This window comes from Burkholderia sp. SCN-KJ, from assembly GCF_024656005.1.
Lineage (GTDB): Bacteria > Pseudomonadota > Gammaproteobacteria > Burkholderiales > Burkholderiaceae > Burkholderia.
This window is the reverse complement of the sequence record NZ_JANKOG010000005.1, coordinates 1-26,916: the sequence shown is the minus strand read 5'-3', so window position 1 is coordinate 26,916 and position 26,916 is coordinate 1. Positions and strand designations below refer to the sequence as shown.

The window sequence follows — 26,916 nt, the reverse complement described above, 5'->3', positions numbered from 1 at the left end:
CGTGGTTCAGCCCGGATATCGGCATCGAGCGGGCCGGCGCCTCACCGCATGCACGACGCCGCGAGCTTGCCGACCGCGATCACCGCCTGCTCGATCTCGGGCGACCACGGGCTGCTGTAGTTCAGCCGGATGAAGTTCCGGTAGTTGTCGGTGATCGAGAACATGTAACCCGGACCGATCGTGATCCCCTGCTCCAGCGCGAGCTGGTACAGGCGCATCGCATCGACCTGCGCCGGCAACTCGACCCACAACACGTAGCCGCCCGCCGGGCTCGAGATGCGCGTGCCTTCCGGGAAGAACCGCGACACCATCGCGCGCATCAGGTTCGCCTGCTGCGCATACGCCTTGCGCAGGCGCCGCAGATGATGCTCGTAGCCGTCGCGTTCGAGAAACTCGGCTATCGCCAGCTGCGGCAGCGACGGCGTCGCCAGCGTGTTCAGGAACTTCAGCTTCTCGACCTGATCGCGATAGCGGCCCGGCAACGCCCAGCCGATCCGGTAGGCGGCCGTCAGGCTCTTCGAGAACGACGCGCAGTGCAGCACGATCCCGCTGCGGTCGTAGGACTTCAGCGTGCTCGGATGCGACTCGCCGAAATACAGTTCGTTGTACACACCGTTCTCGATGATCGGCATGTCGATTTTAGTTGCGAACTCCACCAGTTCGCGCTTGCGCTCGTCGGGCATCTGGAAGCCGAGCGGATTCTGGAAGTTCGGCATCACCATGCATGCGGCGATCGGCTGAGACTTCGCGATCGCCGCCAGCGCCGCGATGTCGATTCCGTATTCCGGATGCGTCGCCACTTCGATCGCCTTCATCCCCATCCGCTCGATCGCGTGCAGCATTGCGTAGAACGTCGGCGACTCCACCGCGATCGTGTCGCCCGGTTTCGCGACCGCCTGCAGGCACAGGTTGATCGCCTCGGTCGCGCCGACCGTCACGATGATCTCGTTCGGATCGACCGACATCCCGTTTTCCAGGTAGCGCCGTGCGATCTGCCGGATCAGGCGCGGATGGCCGGGCGGCAGCCCGTCGGTCACGCCCCACAGCGACTTGTCGCGGCCGGCCGCATACGCGTAGCGGTTCAGCTTCTCGAACGGGAACAGGCTCGGGTCCGGATACGGCGAGCCGATCGGCACCGCGTCGTCGGTGCCGATCGAGCGCAGCGTCGACAGCACGAGCCGGCTCATGTCTACCGACGACGAGATCGCGATCGGCTTCGACGGGCGCAGTTCGCGCACCGGCGCATGGTTGTCGTTGCGCCGCAGGTTGACGAAGTAGCCCGACTGCGGACGGCTCTCCAGCAGCCCGCGGCTTTCGAGCAGCAGGTACGCGTGCAGCACGGTCGTGATGCTGATCCGGTGCTGCTGGCTTGCCTGCCGCACCGACGGAATCCGGTCGCCGTGCCGGTACACGCCCTGGCGGATCAGGCGTTCGATGTCGTCCGCGAGTTTTTCGTAGAGCTTCATCGGATGCTCCCCGCCGGCCTGCGCATGCGCGCCGCTGCTCCGTGCGCGTCCGAAGCGCGCGTGTTCTGCCCGCCGACCGGGCTGTCGTGACGCCTGATTGCTCCCTCCGGTTTTGCCTTTTCCATCGCCGTGGCTCGCTTTTGAAGATGCGCCGGGCGGCCCGTGACGTCTGGGCTTGCGGCACTGTGCACTTGATGCACGAATCTTAAAAGCAGAACAGTTGGCGCGGAGTACACACATCGGATACGCGCAAAAGAGTACAGTTCGGCGCGAATTGGCGATTCCGGGCGAACTGTACGTCTTATGAATTGGTGCAGAGGCCGGGAAATTGATGCGGTGGCCGGGGATTCGAGGGCGGTACCGTGTGATCGCGCAGTTCGCGGTTGCGTCTGCGGCATCCTGCGATGCAGTACACGCAGCGAACCGCCAGTCGCCACCGCCGCACGCGGTGTCGCGCCTGCATGACGGCACAGCGCCGCTGCCGCGGCGGATCGTCGAAGTCGTCGCGGGTTCGCTCGACGCGAACGGCGCGCGTCAGATCGACCCGAACAGCGCGCGCGGCCGGTCCTTCAGCGTGCCGGCCAGAATCCGCAGCCCGTTCACGAGCTCGTCGCGGGTCGCCGGACACGCGAGGTTGATGCGCACGCCGTGCTCGATTTCCGCGCGATCGACCGCGAACGTCGACGACGGCATCACGATCACGCCGCGCGCCTTCGCGTTCGCGGCGAAGTCGTCGGCCCGCCACGGCGGCGGCAGCCGCAGCCACACGAACATGCACGCGGGATCCGACTTCAGGTGACCGGCCGGCAGCAGTTCCCGCGCCAGATCGACGCGCGCGCGGATCTCCGCCAGTTGCGCGCTCATGATCCGCTCGGCGGTGCCGTTCTCGATCCACACCGTCGCGATCAGCATCGACGTCGGCGCGGGCATCCACGCGGTGGTGCGCACCGCTTCCGCGCACAGCGCGACGCTGTCGCGCGGGCAGCTCAGGTAGCCGAGGCGCAGCCCGGGCGCGAGGATCTTCGACGTCGCGCCGATATGGAACGTGAGCTCGGGACACAAGCCCGCGATCGCCGGCAGCCGGTCGCGCACGAGCGGCCCGTACACGTCGTCCTCGATGATCGTCACGTGATGGCGGCGCGCGACGTCGACGAGCGCCATGCGGCGCGCAAGGCTCATCGTCGTCACGGTCGGGTTCTGCAGGTTCGGCACGACGAAGATCGCCTTGACGGGCATGCGCTGGCAGATCCGCTCGATCTCGTCGGGCAGCAGGCCGTCGTCGTCGGCCGGCGCGCTGACGATCTCGAACTGGAACACCGGCGCGAGCGCCTTCAGGCCGTAATACGTAAGCCGATCGGCGACGATCACGCCGTCGGTGCCGATCAGGCTGTTCAGCACCGCATAAAGCCCGTGCTGCGCACCGCTCGTGACGACCACCTGGTCGCGCGACGGCGTGAAGCCCGGCGCGGCCAGCCACTGCGCGCCCGCGGCGCGCGCCCAGTCGGGGCCCTGCGGCGGCTGGTATTCCTGCAGCGAGGCGAACCGCGGATCGGCCGGCAGCGTGCCGAACGTCTGCGCGAGGCACGCCAGAAACTCGCCGGTCGCCGGCCGGTTCACCGTCAGGTCGATCACCCCGTTGCCCGCCGCGAGCGACGCGCGGGCCGGCTCGATGCTCGGCATCGCGCCGCCGGTGACGAGCGAGCCGCGCCGCTTGCTGCCGATCACGAGGCCGCGCAGCTGCAGCTCCTTGTACGCGCGCGACACGGTCGACACGTTGATGCCGAGTTCGGTCGCGAGCTGGCGCTGCGGCGGCAGGCGGCTACCCGGCGGGTACATGCCGTTGCGGATTTCCGCCTCGATCGAGCTCGATACCTCGACATAGGTCGGCCGCTTCGCCTGCGCCGGCGCGTCGCCGTCGCGCTCACCGGAAAATTTGTCTGCTGCCATTCGTCGCCTGTATCCACACAAAAAGCGTTTGTCTGCCGTTCAAGCCTGCCCAGCGATTGTATATGACATCCCCTTCCGGTCAAACGTCAGCCGAAAGGTCAGTCAAAACAGCCAGTTAAAATCGGGTAAACGCTAGCGCCATACAATCGCTTTTTGATTGCACACAAAAAATTACTGTGTGATTCTTTATCCCATCTTTGTGTGAATCACGCGTGCCGGAGGAGAGGCGACATGGCGAACATCGCCATCGTGGGTGCAGGTTTCATCGGACTCGGCGCGGCGGCCTGGCTGCAGCGCGACGGGCACCGCGTCACGCTGTTCGATCCGGCCGGCGTCGGCCATGGCGCGTCGTTCGGCAACGCGGCGACGTTCGCGCCGTATGGCTGCGTGCCCGTCAACGGCCCGTCCGTGTTCCGCGACATGCCGCACTTCCTGTTCGCCGCCGACAGCCCGCTGCGCATCCGCTGGCCTTACCTGCTGCGCGGCGCGCCGTGGCTCGCACGGTTCCTCGTCGCGTCGACGCCCGCGCGTCACGCGCGCAGCGCGAGCGCGCTGGCCGCGCTGCTGACGCGCGCCGCCGACGCCTATGCGCCGCTGCTCGCACCGTCGCGGCTCGCGGCTTTCGTGCGGCCGCGCGAATGCCTGTACCTGTATGCACGGCAGGCGTCGTTCGACGCCGCGCAGCCGTCGCTCGCGCTGCGGCGCCGGCTCGGCGTGCCGTTCGACACGCTCGACGCGGACGCGATCCGCCGCCTCGAGCCCGCGCTCGCGCCGATCTTCACGCGCGGCGTGCTGTTCCACGGGAGCTGGCATTTCTCCGATCCCTGCGGGTTCCTCGGCGAACTGTTCGCGCACCTGGCAACCGGCGGCGCGACGCTCGAACGCGCGCAGGTCGAACGGATCGAGCCCGTCGGCGACGGCGTGAGCCTGCATGCGGGCGGCACCGTGCGCCGCTTCGATCATGTGGTGATTGCCGCCGGCGCCCGCTCGCGCGCATTCGCCGCCGCGTGCGGCGACACAGTGCCGCTCGACACCGAGCGCGGCTACCACGTGCAGTTCGCCGCGCACGAGCAGATCGTCACGCGGCCGGTCGGCTGGGCCGAGCGCGGGTTCTACATGACGCCGCTCGACGAAGGATTGCGCGCGGCCGGCACCGTCGAGCTCGGCGGCTTCGACGCCGGCATGAACCGCTCGCTGGTCGCGCTGCTCACCCGCTCCGCGCGCGAGGCACTGCCATCGCTCGGCGCGCCGACGCGCAGCTGGCTCGGCTTTCGGCCCACGCTGCCGGACGGCGTGCCCGTGATCGGCCGCGCGCGGCGCAGCGAGCGCGTGATCCACGCGTTCGGCCACCAGCATCTCGGCGTCACGCTCGCCGGCATCACCGGGCGGATCGTCGCCGATCTCGTCGCGCAACGCGCGCCGCCGCTGGATCTCACCCCCTACCGGGCCGCGCGATTCTGACGCGCGCCGCCACTTCCACCACTGCAAGGAGGCATCATGAATCGTCGTAACTGGCTGGCATGGCTGGCCGTCTGCTCGATCGGCACGGTCACCGCGTCCGCGCAGGCCGCGGACCCGGAAACCGTCAAGATCGGCTTCGCCGGCCCGCTGACGGGCCCGGTCGCGCGCGTCGGCAAGGACCTGCAATACGGCGCGCAGCTCGCGCTCGACGAGGAGAACGCGAAACATCCAACCATCGGCGGCAAGCCCGTGCGCTTCGTGCTCGACGTGCAGGACGACCAGGCCGATCCGCGCATCGCGATCCAGGTCGGGCAGAAGCTCGTCGACGACGGCGTGGTCGGCGTGGTCGGCCACTACAACTCGGGCTGCAGCATCCCCGCGTCGGCCGTCTACAAGCAGGCGAACGTCGCGATGATCACGCCCGGCTCGACCAACCCGCAACTGACGATGCAGGGCTTCAAGAACGTGTTCCGCACGATGGGGCACGACGGCGTCGGCGGCGTGGTCGCCGGACGCTTCGCGGTCGAGCAGCTGAAGGCCAAGCGGATCGGCATCATCGACGACCGCACCGCATTCGGCCAGGGGCTCGCGGACGCATTCGAGAAAGGCGTGAAGGACGCGCACGGCACCATCGTCGGCCGCGAATACACGAACGACAAGGCGGTCGATTTCCGCGGCATCCTGACCACGATGAAGAGCAACAACATCGACCTGCTGTTCTTCGGCGGCCTCGACGAACAGGGCGCGATGCTCGTCAAGCAGATGCGCTCGCTCGGCATCCGCGCGCAGCTGTTCGGCGCCGGCGCGCTGAAAAGCAATGCGTTCCTGAAGATCGCCGGCAATGCGGGCGAAGGCACGCAGGATCTCGAGCCGGGGCCGGCGCTCGACAAGCTGCCGTCGGCGATCGCGTTCGCGCAGCGCTACAAGGCGCGCTTCAACCAGGACGTCGAGCTGTATGCGCCGTTTGCGTACGACGCGACGCTCGCGATGATCACGGCGATCCGCAAGGCCGATTCGCTCGACCGCAGCAAGATCGTCGCGAGCCTGCCGGGCGTGTCGGTCACGGGCGTGACCGGGAAGATCTCGTTCGACGAGCGCGGCGACCTGATCAAGCCGCCCTATACGCTGTTCCGCGTCGAACAGGGGCAGTGGCACAGCATTCGCACGGTCGGCGGCGCGTCGAACTGATCGACGCCGAGCAGCGCGCGGCAGGCGGCGTCATCGCGCCGTCTGCTGCCGCTGCACCTCCTGCGCCTTCATCTGCAGATACGCGCCGCGCTCGACTTCGTGCAGTTGCTGCGGATACTGCTCGGTCGCGTCGAACCAGCGCGCATGCAACCTGAAACCTACCGAACTCGCGCTAGGCGAGCCATCACCATTGCCGCTGCGCGTACCGTGACTGTCATATGTCAAAGCACTGCTGCTGCAGTTCGTCGATGTCGCCGCGAACTTGTTGGGCGCTGAACAGAAAAATAAGCGTGATCGTCGATATTCATTTCTCGTCGGGTAAAAATATCGCGATTCGTTTCCGGTACCCCTATTCATTCGGCATATATCGACTGGGCGGCTATGATAACGTTTTGCTTTCGCATTCTTTGCAAGCCTTCACGACATGCCTGCCTACGTCAAACCAAGATGGTTACGGGATCTGCTTCGTTTCCTTCCGTTGAAAAGCCAGTTCGTGCTATCGGGAAACGTACGCGATTTACAGGCATGTGAAGTTGCCCCCGAAATCGTTACAGCGCAGCCTTTGGTGAGTACGCTCGGCGATAATCTCCGGGAGACGGGCTATGCGCAGGTGGTCGTCTGGAACCCGATTTCAGGCTTCACGGTACCCGACAGTCGCGTGCCACCAACAGAGCCTGCCGATGAAACCCTGCGACGTCTTGGTCTGACACCAGTCGATGGCAAGGTGCCGGGCGGCATCGACGTGCTCACTGCATGCCTTGAACGCCATGTAACGCTGCCCGGCCCGCCAATTGCCATCGTCGTCGATTTTGCTTCTCGACTGGCGATTCGAACCGAAACGCTGAACCCTGCCGAGCACACGCTGTTCACGCGCGCACTGGTGCTGGCGCATATGGCAGCACCGCGCCCCGCGGGAGAACTGCGACGTCCGTTTTTCAATACCGTGATCTGGATCGTCGACAAGGAAGGCGATCTGCCAGACTGGTTGCTGATCGACAATCCGCGCATACGGCATATTCCCGTGTCAAAACCCGATAGCGCCGCGCGTCGGGCGTTGGCCGGCGCATTGCTGCGTGGCGTACCTGGTGCCCAGGCCGCTACACCGGAAAGTCTTTCCGAGGCAGAATCCGCATTCGTCGACGGTTCCGAGGGATTGCTGCTCGCCGACATGAATGCAATCGCCACGCTCGCCCGCGTCGAGCAAGTTCCCCTCGATAAAATTGCCGATGCCGTACGGCGTTATAAAGTGGGCGTCACCGAGGATCCGTGGCAGCAAATCGACCGCGACAAGATCCGTCACGCCGACGCCTTCATCCGCCGACGTGTCAAAGGGCAAGCGCACGCAGTCACGCACATGCTTGACCTCGTCAAGCGTGCCATGACCGGTGTGGGTTCTCAGCGGAAAGGAAACCGGCCGCGCGGCGTCGCATTCCTCGCCGGCCCGACCGGCGTCGGGAAAACGGAACTCGCCAAGACAATCACGAGCCTATTGTTCGGTGACGAAAGCGCCTACATCCGCTTCGACATGTCTGAATTCAGCGCGGAACACGCCGACCAGCGGCTCATCGGCGCTCCGCCCGGCTACGTTGGCTACGACGTAGGCGGAGAATTGACGAATGCGATTCGAGAACGCCCGTTCAGCGTGGTGCTCTTCGACGAAATCGAAAAGGCGCATCCGCGCATTCTCGACAAGTTTCTGCAAATCCTGGATGACGGTGTGCTGACGTCGGGGCGCGGCGACCGCGTGTACTTTTCCGAAGCCTTGATCGTTTTCACATCGAACCTCGGCATTTACCGCCAGGACGAATCGGGTCAGCGCGTGGCGAACGTCCAACCAGGAAACGACTTTGCGGAAATCCAGAAGAAAGTACTCGGGGAAATCCAGCAGCATTTCAAGCTGATCCTGAACCGGCCCGAAATCCTGAACCGCATCGGCGAAAACATCATCGTGTTCGACTTCATCCGCGAGGATATCGCGACGGAAATTTTCGAGCAGATGGTCCGCGCCGTGCTCGACGATGTCGCCTCCCAGGGCATCGCCGTCGATCTGGACGACAGTTCCAAGATAGCGCTGCAAGCGAAATGCCTCAGCGATCTATCCAACGGCGGCCGCGGCATCCGAAACCAGATCGAAGCGCACCTGCTCAACCCGCTGGCACGCGGCCTGTTCGATCAGGATGCGAACGCCGGCGATCGGTTTGTCATCTCGGGCATCGGCTCGGGTTCGTTCCAGTTGCAAAAGCGCTAGGCCATGGAAATCCGCGTTTCGCGCCTGCACTATCCCGTGACGACGCTCGGGCCGGGGCAGCGAATCGGCATCTGGTTTCAGGGCTGTACGATCCGATGCCCAGGCTGCATTTCGATGGATACCTGGGTAAACGCCGGAGGCGAAACGACTGTAGAAGCCATATTGGCGCAGGTCCGAATCTGGCTGCCCGAATCCACCGGCATCACGATCTCGGGTGGAGAACCGTTCGATCAAGCCGATGCGCTGATTACACTTCTGCATGGCCTACGGCGGCTATCGGCAGGCGACATACTCGTCTATAGCGGCCACACGATCGAATCCCTGGCCGACACGCTGGCCCGTGCCGACGGCCTCATCGATGCGCTGATCTCTGATCCGTTCGACATCGACGCCCCGCAGACGCGCCCGCTGCGCGGCAGCGACAATCAGCGGCTGCATTGCCTTACGGCACTCGGCCACACGCGTTTTGCACAGTACGAACATATGCCACGGAACGACGGCAAGGCACTGGATGTGATGTTCGACGAGGATGGTAGCGTCTGGTTCGCGGGGATACCGGACCGTGACGATTTTCACCGATTGAGAGACCTATTGAACGATCAGGGCCATCACGTCCTGACCAGTGCCGACAAGGCGAGAAATAGATAAGACAGGAAATGTCAGCCATGATGCGTTTTTGCCCGAATTGCCGAACCGAGCGATCAGTCGACGAGTGGTTCTGTGCCGGCTCTGTCGGCGAGGCCATGTGCAACTGGGACTTGTCAAGCGTCCCGATCCGGGCGACCGGCTGGCGCCCCCAGGACGTGATCACGGTCGAGACTGTCAGCCAGCAAGTGGTTTCGGAGACACCCGAATCCACCGTGCGGACATTGTTGTCGTGCACGAACGGCCATCCGATGAACGACGGCGACCTCATGTGCCTCGAATGTGGCGCGGATCCGGCCGTGCCGATTGACGCGCAGCTTCTCGGTATCGACGTTGAGGTTTCCGCAGATCGCTCGACAGAGAGTTCACCTCCGGCGCCCGTCGAAGAAACGCGGATCGACGGCTGGCGATTATTGCGTCAGATTTCCAGCACGGACGGTGTGCGCGAACGCTACGTGGCCCAGCAGGACGAGACCGGCCGGACGGCAGTCCTGACGCTTTATCGACCGGGCGCGGAACCGGATCCGGCGGTCTACGATGTGGTCCGCCGCCTACCGCGCGAGCACGTGCCGGACATCATCGCTACCGGACGCTGGGATCAACGTGCTTACGAAGTTGCCGAAGAGATGAGTGGCGGGACGCTGGCGGATCTCGGCATGGCAGTACGCGATATCGAGACGATTCGCCACGTGGTCGATGAACTTGGCCAGGCCCTGCAAGCGTTTTCGGACGCAGGTCTTCGGCATCGGGACCTGCGGCCCGGAACGCTGCTCGTGCGCAGTCGCGAACCTCTGGACCTCGTCATCAGCGGCTTCGGTTCGGCACGGCTGTCCGAATTCGATCTCGATATCGTCTCACCGCTCGAAACGACGCGCTATATGGCGCCCGAAGCCATTGCAGGCGGTGTTGCTGCAGCGTCCGACTGGTGGAGCCTCGGCATGATCCTGCTCGAGCAACTGACCGACGGCCGCTGCTTCGAGGGCATCAACCCGCGCGCGTTTCTGATTCACGTGCTGGCCAACGGCGTCACTCTGCCGGACGATCTGGATCCGTCGCTTCACCTCTTACTACGAGGCCTGCTGGCGCGTGACCGACATCAACGCTGGCAATGGCCCCAAGTCAAAGCCTGGCTGGACGGCCAACCGGTAGATGCGCCGTCGGCAGTGATGGTTGATTCAGATGGCAACGAAGGTGCCAGCATCGCATTGGGCGCCAGGCAATATCGCAAGCCGGCGGTCTTCGCGCTCGCCGCTGCGGAGCGCGAGAATTGGGAAGCGGCACGCGACCACCTGCATCGCGGCGTAGTGCTGACATGGGCAGAACAAGCCGGCGCCAGTGCAAAAGCGCTGGCCGGCCTGCGTCAGGTTGCTCAACTCGACGGCGTTGATGATGATTGCCGTCTGATGATCGCGCTCAAGCTGTTGAATCCTGACATGCCGCTTATTCTGCGCGGCGATATTGTCACGCCCGGTTGGTTGCTGCAAAACCCGCTGGAGGGTTACGACCTGGTGACCGGGCCGGTACCAACGCTCCTGGAACGGCTGGGCACGGAAAGCTGGCTATCCAGGCTACGCTCTCGGGCCGATGAAGTACGACACCGTGCCGCTCATCTTGGCATCGAACTGGACGAGGACATGGTGCGCATCGCGCTGCTTTCCACCTCACGTGCTCAATTGGCCGCGCAATGGGAAGAGCGACGCCTGCTGTTGCCGGATTCGGACCATCACGGCCTGTTGTCGCTGTCGGAGCGCCGCGTCCTCAGCGAGGAAGACCTGATCGTTCTGCTGAGCGCGGCAATTTCACAGTTTCGTTCGGTCGATGCAATTCTCGACCAAGCGGCGGCCATCGCAGAGCGAGAGCAGATTCAGGTCTTCGACCGCCAGGCTGCCCGGACCGCGCTTGCACTGCCACGCGTCGAGCTGTTCCACGCGATCGATGACCGAATCGCCGGATTTGCTCGGACCGGAAACCAGACAGTCGATGAATGGGCGGAGCAGTTCCGATTAGAACGTCGCTTGCCGCTGCACGAAGTGGTCGTTCTGTTGTCCCTGCCCGCAGAGCAGTGGCTTGAGCCGCAGAAGCAGCAATACGTGTCGCAAATCCTCGACTTCTTCGAGAAAAAAGTCGCCACAGCTGTTTTGCGTGGCCCGTTGGTACGGATGACCATCGGCAAAACCACGGGTCGGGTCGATCTTCACGAACTGAACGGCGAACGATTTGCCAGCACCGCGCTACTCGACCATCTGCTCCAGCGCAATGTACAGGCGGTATCGGTGGACCCGGCCGTGTTTGGTACAAGCGGAACGCTCGAAGGCCGATTAAACACGCTGTACCGGCAGACCTCGCTCTACAAGCGGGATACCGGTATCGACGGCCTCTATCTCGGCTTCCCATTCCTGCTTTACAAGGATCATCGCAGCACGACGCGCCCGCGTATCGCCCCCGTCCTGTTGTGGCCGGTCAAACTGCTGATGGAACTCGGCACGCGAGGCCAGGTCGCGATGGCCTTCGACGGCGAGCGTGAGGAGGTTCGTCTGAATCCGGCACTCGAGGGCCTGCTGGGACGCGAGGCCGTCAAGGCATGGCGTGTCGCAGCCGACGAAGTGCTCGGACGTTCCGCGTTGAAAGCGGCCGACGTGGTCGATGCGTTCGGTCTGCTGGCCGATGTGGAAAGTCGGAAACTCGGTGCGTTACCGTTGCCGACCGTCGACGTCCCCGTCGGCGCGGCGCGTGTCGCCTGCGCCGGCGTACTCTTTCACGTCGACTTCGCCGGCCAAGCCATCGGCGAGGATCTGCGCCAGCTCAAGCAATTGTCGCCTTCCGGCACGGCGCTCGAATCGATGCTGCGGCTCAAGGACAAATCCGCCTACCAGGCATCTGAGGCGGCTCCGACTGAACTCGACCGATTCCTGACGGTGGCAAGCGATCCATCGCAGGAAGCAGCAATCCTGCAGGCACGTCAGGGTCCCGGACTGCTGGTCGAAGGGCCGCCCGGTACCGGCAAGAGTCAGACAATCGTCAACATGGTCGCCGACGCGATCGGACAAGGGCGAAGCCTGTTGATCGTCTGCCAGAAGCATGCCGCACTGGAAGTCGTTCGCAAACGTCTCGTCGCGGAAGGCCTTGGCGACCGCATCGTGATGCTCAACGACGTCAACAAGGACCGCGAGCCAACCATCCGAGCAGTCCGCGAGCAACTGGATGCGATCTATCGCAGCACCGTGTTCGACCACGGATTGGCACGCCAGCGTGAACGCATGGCTGCGAGAATCGAGACCCTCGAGGGCGAACTCGATCGCCAGCATGCAGCACTGCATCGCGTCGATGAATCAACCGGTCTCAGTTATCGGGCATTGCTCGGCGAGCTGATCCAGCTCGAAGCCGGCACTCCGCCTGTCAACATGCCGCAATTGCGTACACGGCTTGCCACGCTGGATATTTCGGCGCTGACAACGCTGGAAGAACAATGCGCACCGCTCGCCCGCTACTGGTTACCAGCGAAGTTCGAGGGCAGTGCGCTGGTGCAATTGAAGTCCTTCGCGACGGATGCTGCCACGCTCGAAACGTTCAATGCGATTTTCGCGGATTTCTGCGAGGCGGAGCGACTGCGAATCGAGACGCTCGCCGCGCATCCCGCGCGATTCGATGTCGACGACCCTGCCCCGTATCGGGCCTGGCTCGAAGCCAATGCCGCCCGCCTTGTCACGCTGGACGACACGCAACGCAAGCGGCTTGCACAATGGCTGCCGTTGTTTCGACCGGCCGATCATGCCGATGCTGAAGGCCATCGGTACTACACGGCGCTCTGCGGACTACATCGCGATCTGTTGGCCGTCGAGGCCAGCGGCTTTGATGCCGTGCTGTCGGATACCGTTGCGCGCTTGCCGGATCCAGAGCTCCGCAAGCTCGAGACTCAGGCGACGTTGGCAACTCGCGCCCCCTCTCTATTGGGTCGCCTGAACCCGGTCACGTATCTGCGGCGTGGTCGCTTGATGAAGTTCGTCACTGGCTGCGGTGCTCCCGCGACAGACGAGACGCTTCGCAAGCTATTGACTGCTACCCGGCTCGAAAAGGCCTGGAGGCCGCTACGCGACGCTTTGAACACGATCAGCCGTGCATTGCATCTCGAGACAGTCGAGCCTACCTGCGGGCCGGCACTCGCCGATGCCTGCCTGACCCGCTTGCGCCAACTCGAGGAAATCCGCGAACTCGCGCAGCATCTTGCGATCGCGCCACGCGGCGACGAGTTCGACTCGGCCGTGATGACCGGAGATCGAGCGCCCGTCGAACAGTTGCTCGACGGTTTTGAAACCGCGTTCGTGCGGCACAACGCACGCCAGCATAGTCTTCGTGCATTGCGACCGCTCGATGAGTGGCTCTCGACAGAACTCGTCGCCGCCTGTCGACAGGCGATTGCCGAGAACATCAGCTATCAGGCACCGTTGAACCGAATCAGCGATGCGTTGCCGACATTGGCCGCATATCAGCAATTCCGGACCCGAGCCCGGCACGTCTCGAGCGACGGACTCGACGTGTTTGCCATCATGCGCGACCGCGAAGATGCGCTGACGTGCCTGCCTCCTGAACATCTCGACGACGCAGTGCGACGCGTGATCAACCGCGAGGCGCGCCTAGGATGGAAGCGGCGCATGGAGCAGGACAATCCCGAGTTGCTGCTCGACCAAAGCGAAACGACCGCAAAGATCGACGCGCTCGCGGCTGCCGACGCGGAAATGCGTCGTCTGAACCGCGAGACGCTTCGCAACGGTATCGACCTCGGCAAACTGGGTTCAGCGCGTGATTGGGAAGACGTTACGCGTTTGACCGGTCGGCGCTCTCGGCGTCTGCGCGAATTCATCGAACTCGGGACGGGGCTAGGCCTGATGGCGCTGCGGCCGGTCTGGCTGATGAACCCCGATGTCGCCAGCCGCGTGCTGCCGCTGAAATCAGGGCTGTTCGATTCCGTCGTCTACGACGAGGCATCGCAGATGCCGGTGGAGTACGCAATTCCGACCCTGTTCCGCGGCAACCTGTCGATCGTCAGCGGCGACGAAAAGCAAATGCCGCCAACGGCGTTCTTTTCGAGCCGGACGGATAGCGACGAGACGGAAATTTTCGACGGCGAACAACCCGACGAGGCGGCGACGGAAGACGAACGCGAGCGCTTCGAGGAAACCTGGAACCGACGCGAAATCAAGGACTGCCCCGACCTGCTGCAACTGGCACGTAGCGCACTACCCGTGTCGACGCTGCAGATTCACTATCGTTCGTCGTATCGAGAGTTGATCAGCTATTCAAATGCCGCGTTCTATGAGAACAACCTCAGCGTGCCGGTCCGCCATCCGGATGCCACGGTCCGCGAGATCAAGCCGCTAGAACTCGTCCAGGTGAATGGTCTTTACGAGCAGCAGACCAACAGCGACGAAGCAGATCGCGTGGTCGCCTATCTAGCGCAACTGTGGCAACAGCCCTACGATCAGCGCCCTTCCGTCGGCGTGGTCACGTTCAACCGCAAGCAAGCAGACCTCATCCTCGAGCGCCTGGAGCAGCGGGCGGAAGTGGACGAAGCATTCCGCGATGCCTATCGCGAGGAACTCGACCGAACCGATCGTGGCGAGGACATGGCCGTATTCGTGAAGAACGTCGAGAATGTCCAAGGGGATGAACGCGACATCATCGTCTTTTCCACGACCTTCGGGAGAAACGGCCAGGGAACCTTCCGGCGCATGTTTGGCGTGCTTGGCCAGAGCGGTGGCGAGCGGCGGCTCAATGTGGCAGTGACGCGTGCCCGCCATAAAGTTGTGCTCATTACGTCGATGCCTATCCGTGAGATCTCCGATATGCTCACGACACAGCGCAAGCCGGCGATTCCACGCGATTATCTTCAGGGTTATATGGAATACGCACGCGCAATGTCGAACGGTGAGCTGTCCACCGGGCGTGCATTGCTTGGCCGCATGAGTAGCGAACGCGCGCACGCGAAGCTGCGGCAGACCGGTGTCGCTGACGGATTCGCGGCAGATGTGCTTGCATATCTGCAGGGCCTCGGTCTATCACCGGTGCCGGCCCAGGAAGGCGATGCTTTCGGGCTTGATTTTGCGATCGCAAATCCGGAAACCGGTCTTTATGCGATCGGCATCGAGTGCGATGCGCCGCGTCACCCGTTGCTCGAACATGCGCGTGCCCGGGAAATCTGGCGGCCGTCCGTGCTGGGACGAGCCATTCCGACACTGCATCGCGTCTCATCGCAGGCCTGGTACCACGAACCGGAATCAGAGAAGGCACGCCTGAAAACAGCCGTAGAGCTAGCCCTGAGCCAGGAGGTAATGGCATGAGCGGCCCGAAAGTGGTCCGGATCGTGACGCGCGAGGAAATCGTCGCGATCTGCGAGGGACATCTGCAGCGCCTTGACCAGACAATCGCCACATGGATTGCCGAAGGTCGAGGTACCGGCAAGCTGTCAGACGAAGAGATCGCGGCGACCCAGGCACGCCGTGACGCGCTGGGAGCATTGATCGCCGCCGACGCGTTTATGGATTTGCAGAAGCAAGTGCCCGACGAGATCGCTTTCCTGAAGACGGATCTCGCCCGGCGCCAACAGGTAGCGATAGACCAGGCCGAGCAGGCAGCGAAAAGGCGACGGCAAGGACGGCACAGCGCAACGACATTGCTCGGCGCACTGAAAGCGAAAGGCATCGAAATTCCGGCTGAACTCCATGGCCAGCTTGAGGGCTTGCGCTCGGGCAACATGCCCGAAAATGCCGATGCCCTGCTAGCGCAAGGGTTCGCCCTTCTAACGCCTGCTGTAGAACGAACACTCAACGATGCGCAACGGGCGCTAGCGAATCGGCTGCTGCCAGTGGAAGCATCGGCGGACTTCCAGACCTGGAAAGCAGCGCGACTGGCTGCGTCTCGTGATCCGTCGATCGAGCGTCTCGATCGATGGATCGGCGAAGCACGGGTATTCCTGGAACCACAAGAGGTCCAGGGATTCTTGTCGCGACTGGACGCCCTCGAAGACGAGGAGAGCGACGCGCGAAGAAGCCTGTTGCTCGACAGCCTGATCCTCGACCTGTCGAGTGCAATCGAGGCGGCCCGTGCACGTCGCACGGCCATCTCGGTACTGGAGGAAGTGACGGCGGAGATTCGGGCTTCCAATACGGCAGACGCGGCAATTTTTATCGAACGCGCTCGACAGTGCGATATCGCCACGTCGCCTGACGTCGTGGCCGAGCTGACCCGAACCGGACAGGACCTGATCGTGCGGGTGCGGCAGCAACAAGCAGCGGAGGCTCGGCGCAACGCAATTCTGAGCGGCTTGGCGCGACTCGGCTATGAAGTGCATGAGGGCATGACGACCGCATGGGCGAGGGACGGCCGGGTTGTTGTAAAGAAACCTTCCATGCCGGATTATGGTGTCGAAGTCGGCGGTCCGGCGCAATCCGGTCGCCTGCAGGTTCGGGCCGTATCCTTCGTCGCGAATCGTGACGTTGCCCGCGACAAGGATGTCGAAACGCTCTGGTGTGGCGAGTTCGGTCGATTGCAGGCGCTGCTGGCACAGCACGGCGACGACCTGCTGATCGAACGCGCGATGGGCGTTGGCGAGGTACCGCTCAAGGTTGTTTCCGACATGGACCATACGTCTGGCACGGAAGCAGCCATGCGCACACTGAGGTAAGTCATGCTGGAGAAGGTGTCCCGGCACTGAAAAAAACAGGTCGTGCGCGAGGCGGGCGATTTCCGGACAGTGGTCGAGAACGATCGCCCCGGCAGACTCTTGAAAAACGGTGTCTGATCGTGTCCACAACTCACATCCAAGCACCCTTCCACCGCGCCCCACGCATGCGCGCCGCCTACCGCGCCGTCTGCTGCCGCTGCACCTCCTGCGCCTTCATCTGCAGATACGCGCCGCGCTCGACTTCGTGCAGTTGCTGCGGATACTGCTCGGTCGCGTCGAACCAGCGCGCGAGACGCTGGTCGAGCGGCTTGTCGAGCGTCGCGAGATACGTATCGATCGCGAGGTAGTAGCGCATCGTGTTGCGTTCCAGCAAGCCGCGCACGCCGCCGATGTATTGCGGCTGCGCAGCCGATGCGCCGCTCGCGGCCGTGAACCCGACCTTGTCGCTGCCGACCGTCGCGAGGTAGGTCTTCATCGCCATGCGGCCGACCGTGCCGAAGCCGTACGAATACGTGAGGTGCAGGAACGTGCGCGACGCGCCGACCGGCACGGCCTCCAGCGCGATCCGGTAATCCTTCGTGCCCATCGGGCCGCTGTCGGCGGTCAGGTCGACCTGGAAGTAGTCGGGCGTCGCGGCGGCCACGCGGTAGCGGAACTGCACGCGGTAGGTGTCCGACAGCTTCTGCTCGATCTTGCGGCCGAGGTTCACGTCGAGCACCGGACCGTTGCCGCCGGTCGACGCGTGACAGTACTTCGTGTTCAGGTGCAGGATCAGCACCGCGCACCAGTTCGCGGGGCCCTGCGCGGGATCGTTCAGCTTGCCGTTGACCACGGCGAACGGATAGTCGACGACCGCGTAGATATCGCCCTTCAGCGATGAAGATGCCTCGGACGATTCGAGGTACAGCGGGCGGTGGAACGGGTTGTTCTTCAGTTGCTCGCCGAGGCTGTGGTAACGGTCGAGCAGTGCCGCCGCGCCGTCGGCGCCGTCCGCGCCGAACGACAGCGCGCTCCAGCCGACGCATAGCGCCGCGACGAGCGCGTGCCAGGCGCGGCGGGCGTAGCGCGGGGCTTGCGGGTTTGTGGATGTCTCCATTCTTGTGCTCCAGCGGGGGCGCGGGGAAAGCGCGCATGGTTCACAGAATACGCCGACCGCTATCGGCTCCGCTTCACCGGCACCGGCAGTTGCGCGGCAGTGATCCGGATCAGCGTCGACAGCCATTCGCGGTCGTCCCAGCGCTCTCCTCCGATGACGAGATGCGGCTTCGCCGACGGATACGGCGGACCTTCCTCGCACGCACCGAGAAACGCACGCCCGTCGGGCGTCGGCTTGACGAACAACCGGTCGTCGCACACCAGCGCGACCATCTTGCCGTCGCAGTAGATGCCGTATTCGCCGAACATCTTGCGGGCCGACACGGCGCCCGCCGCAGCCATCTGCTCGACGATGAAATCGACGGTTCCCTGACTCGATGCCATTCATGCGCTCCGTGATCGAATAACCGTTCTGACCGTCACCGATGCGGTGTCGTTCCGTTCAATCGTCGCGCAATCGCTCGTGCACCGTGCTCCCCCAGCTCATTTGTCAGCCGAAAACGCACTCGACATCTGCCGCGCCCGCTTCACGTCGTCCCCGTGCAGATAAATCGACGTCGTCGAGATCGACGCATGCCTCAGGTTGTCGCGCACCGTCGTCAGCTCCGCGCCGCGCGCGAGCGCATGCGTCGCATGCGTATGGCGCATCCAGTGCGGGCTGGCCTGCCGCAGCTTCTGCGCGAGCGCAGGATTGTCGTCATCGACCAGCGCGGCCGTCTGCGCGAAGAACCGCTGCATCACCTTCCACAGCCGCACGCTCGTGATGCCGGCCGCGCCGTCTTCCGCGAGACTCGCAATCAGCGGCGTATCCGGGCGCCAGCGCACCGGCGTCACCGGCAGCCGCCGCGCGACCAGATGCCGGTCGAGCGCCGTGCGCGCGAGCGGCGGCAGCGCGACACGCGCGGCCTTGCTGCCTTTGCCGATCACCTTCAGCCATGCATCGCCGTGCGCGTCCGTTTCGATGTCGCCGAGCGTCGCGCCGACCAGCTCGCTCGCACGCAGCCCGGTCGCATAGCCGAAATCGAGGATGAAGCGCAGCCGTTGCGCGGCGGCCGGCGTCCAGCCGGACTGCGGCGCGCCGGACGGTTTGTCCTTGCGAAACTCGAGCCCGTCCGCGATCGTGCGCACGAGCAGCCACTCGCCTTCGGTGAACGCATGCGACGTGTCGAGCGCATTCGCGCCGCGCGTGTCGCGCACCTTGACGCCCGCGAACGGATTCGCGAGCAGGTAGCGCTGCTCGATCAGCCAGCGGAACAGCGCGCCGAGCACCGACAGCGTGTACGCGGCCGAGCGCGCGGACAGCCCGCCCGAAAACGGCCGCCAGTCCGGCGCGCCGCGCGGCCGCACCGGCCCGACCCAGCGCTCGTGCGGCGCCGGGTTGCGCAGGAATGCGCGATACGCGACCGCATCCTCGGTGGTCAGCGACGACAGCGCGCGCCCGCGCTCGACGATCGCCCACAGGATCAGCCGCTCGGCTTCCTTCCGGTACGCGCGGCGCGTCGCGGCCGATTCGTGCAGCGACAGCCACGCGTGCACGGCCGCGTAATCGTTGTCCGCGTCGAGCGTGCTGGTCGCGCGCGGCGCGCGGAACGTGCCGTTCGATCCGTCGACTTCGTGCGGCAGCTTCAGCTGCTCCCACGGCACGATGCCGCTGCGCGGGGTCGCCGCGATCAGCGCGCGCGCCCGTTCGGTCAGGTCGGGATGCGCGGAAAAGAACGCCTCGATATGCCGCGCGCTCGCCATGCCGAGCCCCGCGATCGCGCGCCACCACTGACGCCGCCGCGGAATCCGCACGGTCAGGTCGGCCAGCGTCACGATCCCGTGCGCACGCAGCGCGACAACGGCGCGCGCCGGCAGCCACAAGCCGACGTCGTCGCTGATCTGCGGCACCGGCGCGCGCGCATGGCGCAACACGCCGATCGCATCGGTCGCGGCCTTCGCCATCTGGATGCGCGCGCTGTCGGCATGCCCGAGCTGCTCCGCGAGGTCGGGTCGCCCGGCCTGCCGCGCGACGCGCACGAGGCCGCGACGAATCGCGCCGATCACGCCGCGCGCCGACCGCCCGTCGCCGAGACGATCGGGCAGATAGCGCTCGACGGCCTGGCGCACGGTCATGCCCGCATACCACGCTCGCAGCGCGGCCAGTTCGTCGGCATCGGGAAAGCCCGCGGGCGCGGGCGCGGATTCGGAGGAAGGCGGTGAGGCGAGGCGCGGTATCATGGGCGCCAGTTTGACAGAACTGCCGACGCTCGAAAACGCCTCGAGCGCTGCGAGACACGCGCGCGATGCCGGGGTCTGCGGCTTCGCGCGGGAACGGTCAGCCTGTCACAGGCGTGCGCCGCACGGACAGAACCGACGCCGGCCGCGCGTCACCCCTCGCCCTTCGGCCCCGGGTTGAGCATCACGACAAAGCAGGCCACGCCGACGATCAACGCGATCGCGCCGCCGCGCAGCGCGATCGTCGTGTCGAACAGCAGCCCGGTCACGACGGCCATCATCCCCGCGAGCGACACGAACACGGCGATCGCCGCGACGACGATCCGGTACTGGCGACGTATCATCGCGCGCTCGCGTCAGGCTGCCGCGGCGGACGCCGGCTCGCCGGCATCGTCGCCGCGAATCAGCAGCACCGGGCACTTCGAGCCACGCACGAAGCGTTCGGCGACGCTCCCGAGCAGCACGCGCCGGATGCCGCGCCGCCCGTGCGTGCCGACCACCGCGAGGTCGATCCCGCGCTCCGTCACGTAACGCTGCAGGCGTTCCGCGACATCCTCGCCGATGCTCTCGGTTTCGACGAGCTCGGCCTCGCCCTTCGCGCCGGCCAGTGCGATGATCTGTTCGGCTTCACGCAGCACCTTGCGCCCGTCGTCGCGGATTTCCTCGATGAGCGCGTGCGGGTCGAAACGGCCCGCGTACGTGAACAGCACCGACTTGTCGACCACATAGACGACGCTGACGTGCGTATCGCCCGCCAGTGCCACCTTCACTGCCTCGGCAAGCGCCTGTTTCGACGAAGCGCTGCCGTCGACGGCCACCATGATCTTCTTGTACATGCGAACCTCGCTGGGGTGAGTTGCCGGGCGCGGTCGCGCGCGGTCATGTGCCCATCATCGGCGGACGGCCGGTTCGAAGGTTGACGGCGATCAAGATTCCCCGAAAGCGGGTCGTGCGGCAAAGCGCCACGCGAAAAGCCGGGGCGTCGTCCCGGTGGCCGAACCGTGCTGCCGAGCGGCCATGCCGCCGAAGGCGCTATCATCGACGTTACGACCTTCGTCCGGCCCTTTTTTGCCGGCTCACTTTCAACTCGCTCAACCGACATGACAACGACTACCGAACGCGTGGACGGCGCCGCCCAGCATCTCGTCGCCGCCCGCCATGCCGGCACGCCCGGCCCGCTGCTGCCCGACGCCTTGCGCCCCGAGAACGTCGATACCGCACTCGCGATCCAGCATCGCGTCGCCGACCTGCTCGGCGAATCCATCGGCGGATGGAAATGCGCGCTGCCGCCGCCCGACCGCGTGATCGTCGCGCCGATCTTCGCGTCGACGATCCGCGCAGCCGATGCGCCGTACCGCGTCGTCGGCGGCCCGATCGTGCGGATCGAGCCGGAAATCGCGTTCGTGCTCGATCGCGACCTGCCCGCCCGCGCGCAGCCGTACGACGAGCACGACGTGCGCGGCGCGATCCGCGAAGTGCGCATCGTGCTCGAGGTGCTGGGTTGCCGCTATGCGGAGCCCGCGCGCGCATCGAAGTTCGAACTGCTCGCCGACGGGCAGTTCAACCAGGGATTGTGCGTGGGTCCCGTCGTGCCGGACGGATTGAACGTGCCGCTCGAGACGCTCGCGCTGTCGTTCGAGGGTGCGCTGAATCGCACGATCGACGGCCGTCATCCGGACGGCGATCCGCTCAAGCCGCTGGTATGGCTGGTCAATTTCCTCGCATCGCGCGGCGACGGCGCGCAGGCCGGCCAGATCGTGACGACCGGTTCGTATGCGGGTGCGATCGACGTGCCGCTCGGCGATGCGCTGACGGTGCGCTTCGGCGAACTCGGCAGCCTGTCGGTGACGCTGACGGCCTGACGTTCAGCGGCGGGTGCGGCTCGTGACGAACGCGGCGCCTGCCCCGCCTGCCGACGCTGCGTGATACCGTTGCACAACGCCCGTCACGCTTGAACCGCGTGCCCTCCCGACATTCGCCATGCCGCCGACACCGTTGCCCGCCCTGCTGGACGAAGTCCTGCGCACCGTCGATCGCCGCTACCGGTTGCCGCCGCTCGTGCGCGCGCCGTCGCTGGCCGACGCCGCGAACCCGGCCGTCGTCATCGCCGTCGCGATCGAGGAAGCGCGCCGGATGCAGGCCGACGGCCGCACGCCCGACCCCGCATTGCAACGCCGCTTCATCGATGCGCTCGCGCGAATGATCGGCGACGCGATGGACCCGCAATCCGGCGACCCCGCCTTCCAGGCCGCGGTGCTTCGGCATCGCGCGGCGGCCGTGCGCGAATACGCATCGCTCGCCGCGCATGCCGAGCAGGACCGGCGCGCGCTGCGTTCGGCCGTCAACACGATCGCGCATCCGGCCCGGCTCGAACGGCATGCGCAGGCATGGCAACGCGAACCGCTCGCGCGGCTGCATGCGGCCGCGGCCGGCGCGTCGTGGGACGATCTCGACGCCGCGCTGCGGCAGCTGCTCGCGCGGCCGGAGATGGCGACCGACACCGCGTTCGAACAGGACGTCGCCAGACTGAAGGACAGCGCCGCGCTCGCGCGGCTGCGGCGTCTCGATGCGCTGGCGCCGGATCCGGACGTCCGGCAGTACCGCACGCTGTGGAGCCGCCAGGGTCCGCTCGAAGGCAGCGCGCTCGCCGTCGCGCAAGGCGTCACCTCGCAACAGCGGGGCGCGGCCGTCGAAGCGCTGGCCGCGCAGGCGCTCGACGCCCTGGCCGCGCAGCTCGACGCGAGCGATGCGCAGCGCACGTATCGCGTGGTCACGTCGATGCGCGTGCCGGCTTCGATACCGGCCAAGCACGACCGCGCGAAAACCGAGTGGGATGCGGTGCTGCTCGGGCGCGCGCGCGGCGACGATCCGTCGGCCGCGTGGCACGTCGTGTTTCTCGTCGAAGCGAAAGCGTCCGCGGATGCCGCGACGACCGATCTGCCGCGCCTTCTGCGCGGCCTGAGCCTGCTCGCGCAAGCCGATCCGGACACCGTCTATGCGTTCGACACGCGCGAAGGCACGGTACGCCTGCACGGCGCGTCGCTGCGCGCGCTGACGATCGACGACGCGGCCTTGCAGCGCGAAGTGCTGTACTGCTGCGATGCGTCGGCAGACCCGGCGCCGCGCCTGCTGGGTGCCGCGAGCCGGATGCAGTTGCTGTCGGCGCCGGCGAGCCTCGAATACGCGAGCGCGCTCGCGCAATGCACGGATGCCGATCCGCACGGCCTCGGCGCCGTCTGGCAAGCGCTGCTGGAACTACCGTCATGGCGCACGGTGCTGCACCAGTACGAATCGCTGCGGCAGGTTCGGGCGCTGATGGTGAGCGTCGACGATCTGATGGCCGCGATCGAAGGCGACCTGGACGACAGCGCTGCGAACGAGGCGTGACGTGCGAGCGCGAATGGCACGACTTTCGCGTTGAATCATCACGCGTGATCCGCTCAGTTGTTGAGTACCCCGAACGGTAGCGTCCACCCCTTCAGTCGCCCGCCGTCTCCCCAGCGGCTTTCATCGTCCGCGCCGAACGGCAGCAGAACCGGCGCCGCCGCGCATGCCGGCGTTTCCTTCGGCGTATGGCCGAACTCGGCCTTGAACAGCCGATGGAAGTACTTCTCGTCCGGAAAACCGTGCGCCCATGCAATCTCCGCGATGCGCTGGTGCCGGCGCTGCGGATCGCCGAGCACGTGGTACGCGTGACGCAGCCGCCTGCGCGTGAGCTGCCGCATCACGCCGCCCTCTTCCTTGAACAGCTGATAAAGCCGCGCCCGCGACACGCCGATGTCCCGGCAGATCCGCTCGGGTGCGAGGTCGGGCTCCAGCAGGTGCGCGTCGATATAGCGCCGCACGCGCTCGATCAGCGCGGTGTCGATCGGGCCGCGCGCCTCGTCGAACGCCTGTGCGCTCGGGGCGACCGCCGCGCTCAGGAGCAGCAGCAACGATTGCACGACGCTCGGCAATTCGTGCGTGCGCAGGTTCGGCAGGTTGCGGTGCAGCGACAGCATCTGGTCGCCGAGCAGCCGCCCGACACCGCTCGCCAGCGTCTGCCCGTGCGCGTTCGCCGCATGGGCCGGCAGCAGATAGCGCGGCACCACGAGGCTGATCACGTCGCCGGCCTCGACCCGGCAGTCATTGACCTGCGCGACGTCATAGACGAACAGGTCGCCCGCGCGCTTGACCAGCTCCGGCCCGCCGGTGCGGCACGTGAGATGCCCGCCCAGCAGCAGCGTGAAGCGGATCGAATCCTGGCCGTCGAGCCGGATCCGCCGCGTCGTGCGGTGCACCGAGTAGGTCGGCGCGCGCGACCGCCAGCGCCGGCTCGAGAAGATCAGCGGGCCGAGCGCCGCGCCGGTCGCTTCCGCGTTGAACGCGCCGTAGCCGCCGACGTCGTCCAGCCGGTAGTCGCAGAGCATGTCCTTGACCCACACGTGGAATCGGTCCCGAACGGGATAGTCGGTGGTACGAAACTTGAAGACGGGGATGGCATCCGCTTGATCCATGGCAGTTTTCATTCGAGCCGACAGGAAAGGAAGGGATCGGTTCGTCGATTATCGGACCAAAATGCGGCGGTGGACAGCGGGTTCGTCGCAGTGCCCGCCGCGCCGTCGATCGACAGGCGCGCGGCGGGCAGCGCGGACGTCAGCGACGCGGATGGCATTCCCAGTCGTTGTACGTCGGCCGGTCGATCGGCGTGAGGCCGGGAATCATGAACACGGTGCAGGTGAAGCGCCGCCCCTTGCCGGTGGTCGCGTCGTAACTCACCTGCTGGCCGCCGAGCCCGTTCTTCTTTCCGTACTGCACGTTGGCGATCGTGATTTCGTCCGACGACGCAAGGCCGATCGTCTTCGCGGTCGATGTCTGCACGTCGGTCATGTTCATCTGCGTCGTGCCGCAACCGGCCAGCGCGAGGCCGGCGGCCGCGGCGCCCAGCGCGGTCCGTACGGTGCAAAGCAAGGTCTTCTTCATGGCTTCTCCTTCGGTTTCCCGCGCAACGCGATCACGAGCCCGGGGTATAGAAACTGGACTGCAGCTGGCTGCCGATACTCGCGACGTACGATTGCCAGAGGAGTGCCATCGACCCCGTCGCGTTGACGGCCAGCGCCGGCCACGATGCGCTCTGTGGCGCCACCGTCGACGCGCTCCACGCCCCGTCCCGGTAGCGGGCCGCGATGACGGCCGACGCGCCCGGCAAGCCCGTGTCCTGCCATGCGACCGTCACGTGGCCCGCCGCGTCGATCACCAGCGGCGGGTACTGGGCGGCCGCCCCGTTCAGGTGTTCCGTCAGCCGCTGCAGCGGCCCCCAGTTTCCGCCGGCATCGGACACGCTCGCCTGCAGCACCGCGCCGCCCTCCGCCCACATCACGGCCGCGATGCCGTTGTCGTTGACGGTCAGCATCGGCGTCGCGATGAAGCCGGTCGGCTCAGTGATCGCCGGCGCCACCGGCGCGGCCGGCTGCCACCCGGTGCCGGCGACGAAGCGTTGCGCCATCGTGGTCGTCTCGAGATGCCCGCCGGTCACGTCGAGCTGCCCCCACACCAGCGTGATGTTGCCCTTCGCGTCCATGCCGGCCGCGGGCGAGATGATCGTCGTAAACAGGCTCGTGTTCGACACGGCCTGGTTGACGTCGGTCCAGCCGTTGGTCGGGTCGTACGTGGCCGTCCACAGCGCCGAATGCGTATGGTTGGTCTGCCGCCACGCGAGCACCGCGCGGCCGGACGACAGGACCGACATCATCGGCCTCACGTTGTCGGTATCGCCGGTCACCGCACCCGGCCCGGTCTGCACCGGCATCTGGATCAGCGCCGTGGGCGACCACTGTCCCGCCTGCGTATAGCGCGTCCAGGCGATGCGCGTATCGAGCAGGCTGATCGACTGCGTCCAGGCGACGAGCGCGTTGCCCTGGCTGTCGATCCCGGCCGTATAGGACGACCCACTCATGTCCGCTGCCAGTTCGGACGCCGTGCCCCAGCCGGCGCCCGGGCTGTACGGGCGCGCCCACAATGCGTACGTGTTGGGGCCCGGCATCCATTCGGTCCAGAACGCGACCGCCTGGCCGCTCGCATTGCCGACCAGCTGCGGCGGAACGCCGGTCAACCCGTTCATCGAATGCGTACCGTCGCTCGTGTCGAGCCGCGTCGCGCTTTGCCAGCCCGAACCGGGGACATAGCGCGCGCCCCACATTTCGTTGCCGTACGGACTGGCCGGGTCGACGGTCATCCAGGTGGCGAGCGCATTGCCGCTCGCGTCGATCGTCACGCTCGGGTCGCCTTCCGGCCCCTTGCCGTCCACCGCGACGGCCGTCGACCAGCCGGCCTGCGGCTGCGTGGTTCCGCCGCCCGTCGGCCCGCCATTCGAGCCGCCGTTCGAGCCGCCGCCGGGCGATGTCGTGCCGGAAGGTGATCCGGGGGAGGTCGGCGTCGACTGCGACGCACCGCTCTTGGTCGAGACGTCGTCGCCGCCGCATGCGGTCAACGCGAGAACGACGGCCATGGCCGTCCAGGTAACGGGTTTCATCACAATCCTCTTGTTCTGGATCGACGGCATGTGCTTGCATGCGCAGCAGGTCGAACCCGCCGTGCATATTGATAAGCAGTGCCATTCAATGGATATGGAATGCCGCGCTTTCGTCGAGCCTCGCCCGGTTCGATCGCGCGGACGGCCTTTGCTTCCGGTACGGACGACGGCTTGCTTACTGCCTCTGTCGCCCAACGCCGGACACCCCGAAGTGCCGGCTGCATCTTAATTCATACGATCCGGAATCAAGGTGGGGTTGCGTCTACAGTGAGTGGAGATGCATTTCGCCGGGTGTCGGCACGCGCATGAGCCGGTGATGCGCGGATGCGGATTGCCGCGTCGGCCGCGGCGGGGGGGGGGGGGGGGGGGGCGGGGGGGGGGGGGGGGGGGGGGGGGGGCGGGGGGGGGGGGGGGGGGGGGGGGGGGCGGGGGGGGGGGGGCGGGGGGCGGGGGGGGGGGG

Annotated in this window: 18 protein-coding genes; 8 read left to right on the top strand and 10 right to left on the bottom strand. The window is 65.9% G+C overall.

What is annotated here, in order from left to right; all coding sequences use genetic code 11:
• Positions 1-41: 41 nt before the first annotated feature.
• Both NQV17_RS10070 and NQV17_RS10065 read right to left on the bottom strand, forming a co-directional pair.
• Positions 42-1,466, bottom strand: coding sequence for a PLP-dependent aminotransferase family protein (locus NQV17_RS10070; RefSeq protein ID WP_257771897.1), 1,425 nt, complete (start codon positions 1,464-1,466; stop codon positions 42-44).
• A gap of 534 nt (positions 1,467-2,000) precedes the next feature.
• On the bottom strand, positions 2,001-3,413 hold the full coding sequence (locus NQV17_RS10065; RefSeq protein WP_044848130.1) for a PLP-dependent aminotransferase family protein: 1,413 nt from the start codon (positions 3,411-3,413) through the stop codon (positions 2,001-2,003).
• Positions 3,414-3,644: 231 nt separating this feature from the next.
• Between NQV17_RS10065 and NQV17_RS10060 the strand changes: the two genes are divergently transcribed.
• From NQV17_RS10060 to NQV17_RS10035, 6 genes are all read left to right on the top strand, one after another.
• The gene (locus NQV17_RS10060; RefSeq protein ID WP_257771895.1) at positions 3,645-4,874 is read left to right on the top strand and encodes an FAD-binding oxidoreductase; all 1,230 of its coding nucleotides are present in this window, start codon (positions 3,645-3,647) and stop codon (positions 4,872-4,874) included.
• Between the two features lie 36 nt (positions 4,875-4,910).
• Complete coding sequence (locus NQV17_RS10055; RefSeq protein ID WP_257771893.1) at positions 4,911-6,062, top strand: branched-chain amino acid ABC transporter substrate-binding protein; 1,152 nt, start codon at positions 4,911-4,913, stop codon at positions 6,060-6,062.
• Positions 6,063-6,486: 424 nt separating this feature from the next.
• Positions 6,487-8,310 carry an AAA family ATPase gene (locus NQV17_RS10050; protein ID WP_257771891.1) on the top strand — a complete coding sequence of 608 codons (1,824 nt, stop codon included), beginning with the start codon at positions 6,487-6,489 and terminating at the stop codon, positions 8,308-8,310.
• Between the two features lie 3 nt (positions 8,311-8,313).
• A complete protein-coding gene (locus NQV17_RS10045; protein WP_257771889.1) occupies positions 8,314-8,958 on the top strand; it encodes a 4Fe-4S single cluster domain-containing protein in 645 nt (214 codons plus the stop codon).
• A 17-nt stretch (positions 8,959-8,975) separates the two neighbouring features.
• On the top strand, positions 8,976-15,290 hold the full coding sequence (locus NQV17_RS10040; RefSeq protein ID WP_308235947.1) for an AAA domain-containing protein: 6,315 nt from the start codon (positions 8,976-8,978) through the stop codon (positions 15,288-15,290).
• A complete protein-coding gene (locus tag NQV17_RS10035; RefSeq protein WP_257771885.1) occupies positions 15,287-16,633 on the top strand; it encodes a hypothetical protein in 1,347 nt (448 codons plus the stop codon). The genes NQV17_RS10040 and NQV17_RS10035 overlap by 4 nt, the downstream gene beginning before the upstream one ends.
• A 175-nt stretch (positions 16,634-16,808) precedes the next feature.
• Here NQV17_RS10035 and NQV17_RS10030 read toward each other — a convergent pair whose 3' ends face one another.
• From NQV17_RS10030 to NQV17_RS10010, 5 genes are all read right to left on the bottom strand, one after another.
• Entirely contained in the window at positions 16,809-17,729 is a 921-nt protein-coding gene (locus tag NQV17_RS10030; protein ID WP_257771883.1) for a hypothetical protein, read from the bottom strand.
• Positions 17,730-17,788: 59 nt separating this feature from the next.
• Positions 17,789-18,112, bottom strand: coding sequence for a TfoX/Sxy family protein (locus NQV17_RS10025; RefSeq protein WP_044848126.1), 324 nt, complete (start codon positions 18,110-18,112; stop codon positions 17,789-17,791).
• 99 nt (positions 18,113-18,211) lie between these two features.
• Complete coding sequence (locus tag NQV17_RS10020; protein ID WP_257771879.1) at positions 18,212-19,948, bottom strand: site-specific integrase; 1,737 nt, start codon at positions 19,946-19,948, stop codon at positions 18,212-18,214.
• A gap of 149 nt (positions 19,949-20,097) precedes the next feature.
• A complete protein-coding gene (locus NQV17_RS10015; RefSeq protein WP_124485744.1) occupies positions 20,098-20,289 on the bottom strand; it encodes a DUF2964 family protein in 192 nt (63 codons plus the stop codon).
• A gap of 12 nt (positions 20,290-20,301) precedes the next feature.
• A complete protein-coding gene (locus NQV17_RS10010; protein WP_257771873.1) occupies positions 20,302-20,781 on the bottom strand; it encodes a universal stress protein in 480 nt (159 codons plus the stop codon).
• A gap of 264 nt (positions 20,782-21,045) precedes the next feature.
• On the opposite strand from NQV17_RS10010, the gene NQV17_RS10005 reads away from it, so the two are divergent.
• Complete coding sequence (locus NQV17_RS10005; protein ID WP_257771870.1) at positions 21,046-21,807, top strand: 2-keto-4-pentenoate hydratase; 762 nt, start codon at positions 21,046-21,048, stop codon at positions 21,805-21,807.
• Between the two features lie 118 nt (positions 21,808-21,925).
• Positions 21,926-23,332, top strand: a complete 1,407-nt coding sequence (locus NQV17_RS10000) for a 3-deoxy-D-arabino-heptulosonate 7-phosphate synthase (protein WP_257771868.1) — start codon at positions 21,926-21,928, stop codon at positions 23,330-23,332.
• Between the two features lie 53 nt (positions 23,333-23,385).
• On the opposite strand, the gene NQV17_RS09995 is transcribed toward NQV17_RS10000, so the two are convergent.
• The 3 genes from NQV17_RS09995 to NQV17_RS09985 form a co-directional block, all read right to left on the bottom strand.
• Positions 23,386-24,441 carry an AraC family transcriptional regulator gene (locus NQV17_RS09995; RefSeq protein WP_257771866.1) on the bottom strand — a complete coding sequence of 352 codons (1,056 nt, stop codon included), beginning with the start codon at positions 24,439-24,441 and terminating at the stop codon, positions 23,386-23,388.
• Positions 24,442-24,580: 139 nt separating this feature from the next.
• Entirely contained in the window at positions 24,581-24,907 is a 327-nt protein-coding gene (locus NQV17_RS09990) for a hypothetical protein (protein WP_044848119.1), read from the bottom strand.
• 31 nt (positions 24,908-24,938) lie between these two features.
• The gene (locus NQV17_RS09985) at positions 24,939-26,456 is read right to left on the bottom strand and encodes a hypothetical protein (protein ID WP_124891799.1); all 1,518 of its coding nucleotides are present in this window, start codon (positions 26,454-26,456) and stop codon (positions 24,939-24,941) included.
• Between the last annotated feature and the right edge of the window lie 460 nt (positions 26,457-26,916).

Excerpts from the sequence above, each read along its gene's own strand:
- NQV17_RS10070 (WP_257771897.1), bottom strand. The coding sequence starts at position 1,466 with ATGAAGCTCTACGAAAAACTCGCGGACGACATCGAACGCCTGATCCGC.
- NQV17_RS10065 (WP_044848130.1), bottom strand. The coding sequence starts at position 3,413 with ATGGCAGCAGACAAATTTTCCGGTGAGCGCGACGGCGACGCGCCGGCG.
- NQV17_RS10060 (WP_257771895.1), top strand. The coding sequence starts at position 3,645 with ATGGCGAACATCGCCATCGTGGGTGCAGGTTTCATCGGACTCGGCGCG.
- NQV17_RS10055 (WP_257771893.1), top strand. The coding sequence starts at position 4,911 with ATGAATCGTCGTAACTGGCTGGCATGGCTGGCCGTCTGCTCGATCGGC.
- NQV17_RS10050 (WP_257771891.1), top strand. The coding sequence starts at position 6,487 with ATGCCTGCCTACGTCAAACCAAGATGGTTACGGGATCTGCTTCGTTTC.
- NQV17_RS10045 (WP_257771889.1), top strand. The coding sequence starts at position 8,314 with ATGGAAATCCGCGTTTCGCGCCTGCACTATCCCGTGACGACGCTCGGG.
- NQV17_RS10040 (WP_308235947.1), top strand. The coding sequence starts at position 8,976 with ATGATGCGTTTTTGCCCGAATTGCCGAACCGAGCGATCAGTCGACGAG.
- NQV17_RS10035 (WP_257771885.1), top strand. The coding sequence starts at position 15,287 with ATGAGCGGCCCGAAAGTGGTCCGGATCGTGACGCGCGAGGAAATCGTC.
- NQV17_RS10030 (WP_257771883.1), bottom strand. The coding sequence starts at position 17,729 with ATGGAGACATCCACAAACCCGCAAGCCCCGCGCTACGCCCGCCGCGCC.
- NQV17_RS10025 (WP_044848126.1), bottom strand. The coding sequence starts at position 18,112 with ATGGCATCGAGTCAGGGAACCGTCGATTTCATCGTCGAGCAGATGGCT.
- NQV17_RS10020 (WP_257771879.1), bottom strand. The coding sequence starts at position 19,948 with ATGATACCGCGCCTCGCCTCACCGCCTTCCTCCGAATCCGCGCCCGCG.
- NQV17_RS10015 (WP_124485744.1), bottom strand. The coding sequence starts at position 20,289 with ATGATACGTCGCCAGTACCGGATCGTCGTCGCGGCGATCGCCGTGTTC.
- NQV17_RS10010 (WP_257771873.1), bottom strand. The coding sequence starts at position 20,781 with ATGTACAAGAAGATCATGGTGGCCGTCGACGGCAGCGCTTCGTCGAAA.
- NQV17_RS10005 (WP_257771870.1), top strand. The coding sequence starts at position 21,046 with ATGACAACGACTACCGAACGCGTGGACGGCGCCGCCCAGCATCTCGTC.
- NQV17_RS10000 (WP_257771868.1), top strand. The coding sequence starts at position 21,926 with ATGCCGCCGACACCGTTGCCCGCCCTGCTGGACGAAGTCCTGCGCACC.
- NQV17_RS09995 (WP_257771866.1), bottom strand. The coding sequence starts at position 24,441 with ATGGATCAAGCGGATGCCATCCCCGTCTTCAAGTTTCGTACCACCGAC.
- NQV17_RS09990 (WP_044848119.1), bottom strand. The coding sequence starts at position 24,907 with ATGAAGAAGACCTTGCTTTGCACCGTACGGACCGCGCTGGGCGCCGCG.
- NQV17_RS09985 (WP_124891799.1), bottom strand. The coding sequence starts at position 26,456 with ATGAAACCCGTTACCTGGACGGCCATGGCCGTCGTTCTCGCGTTGACC.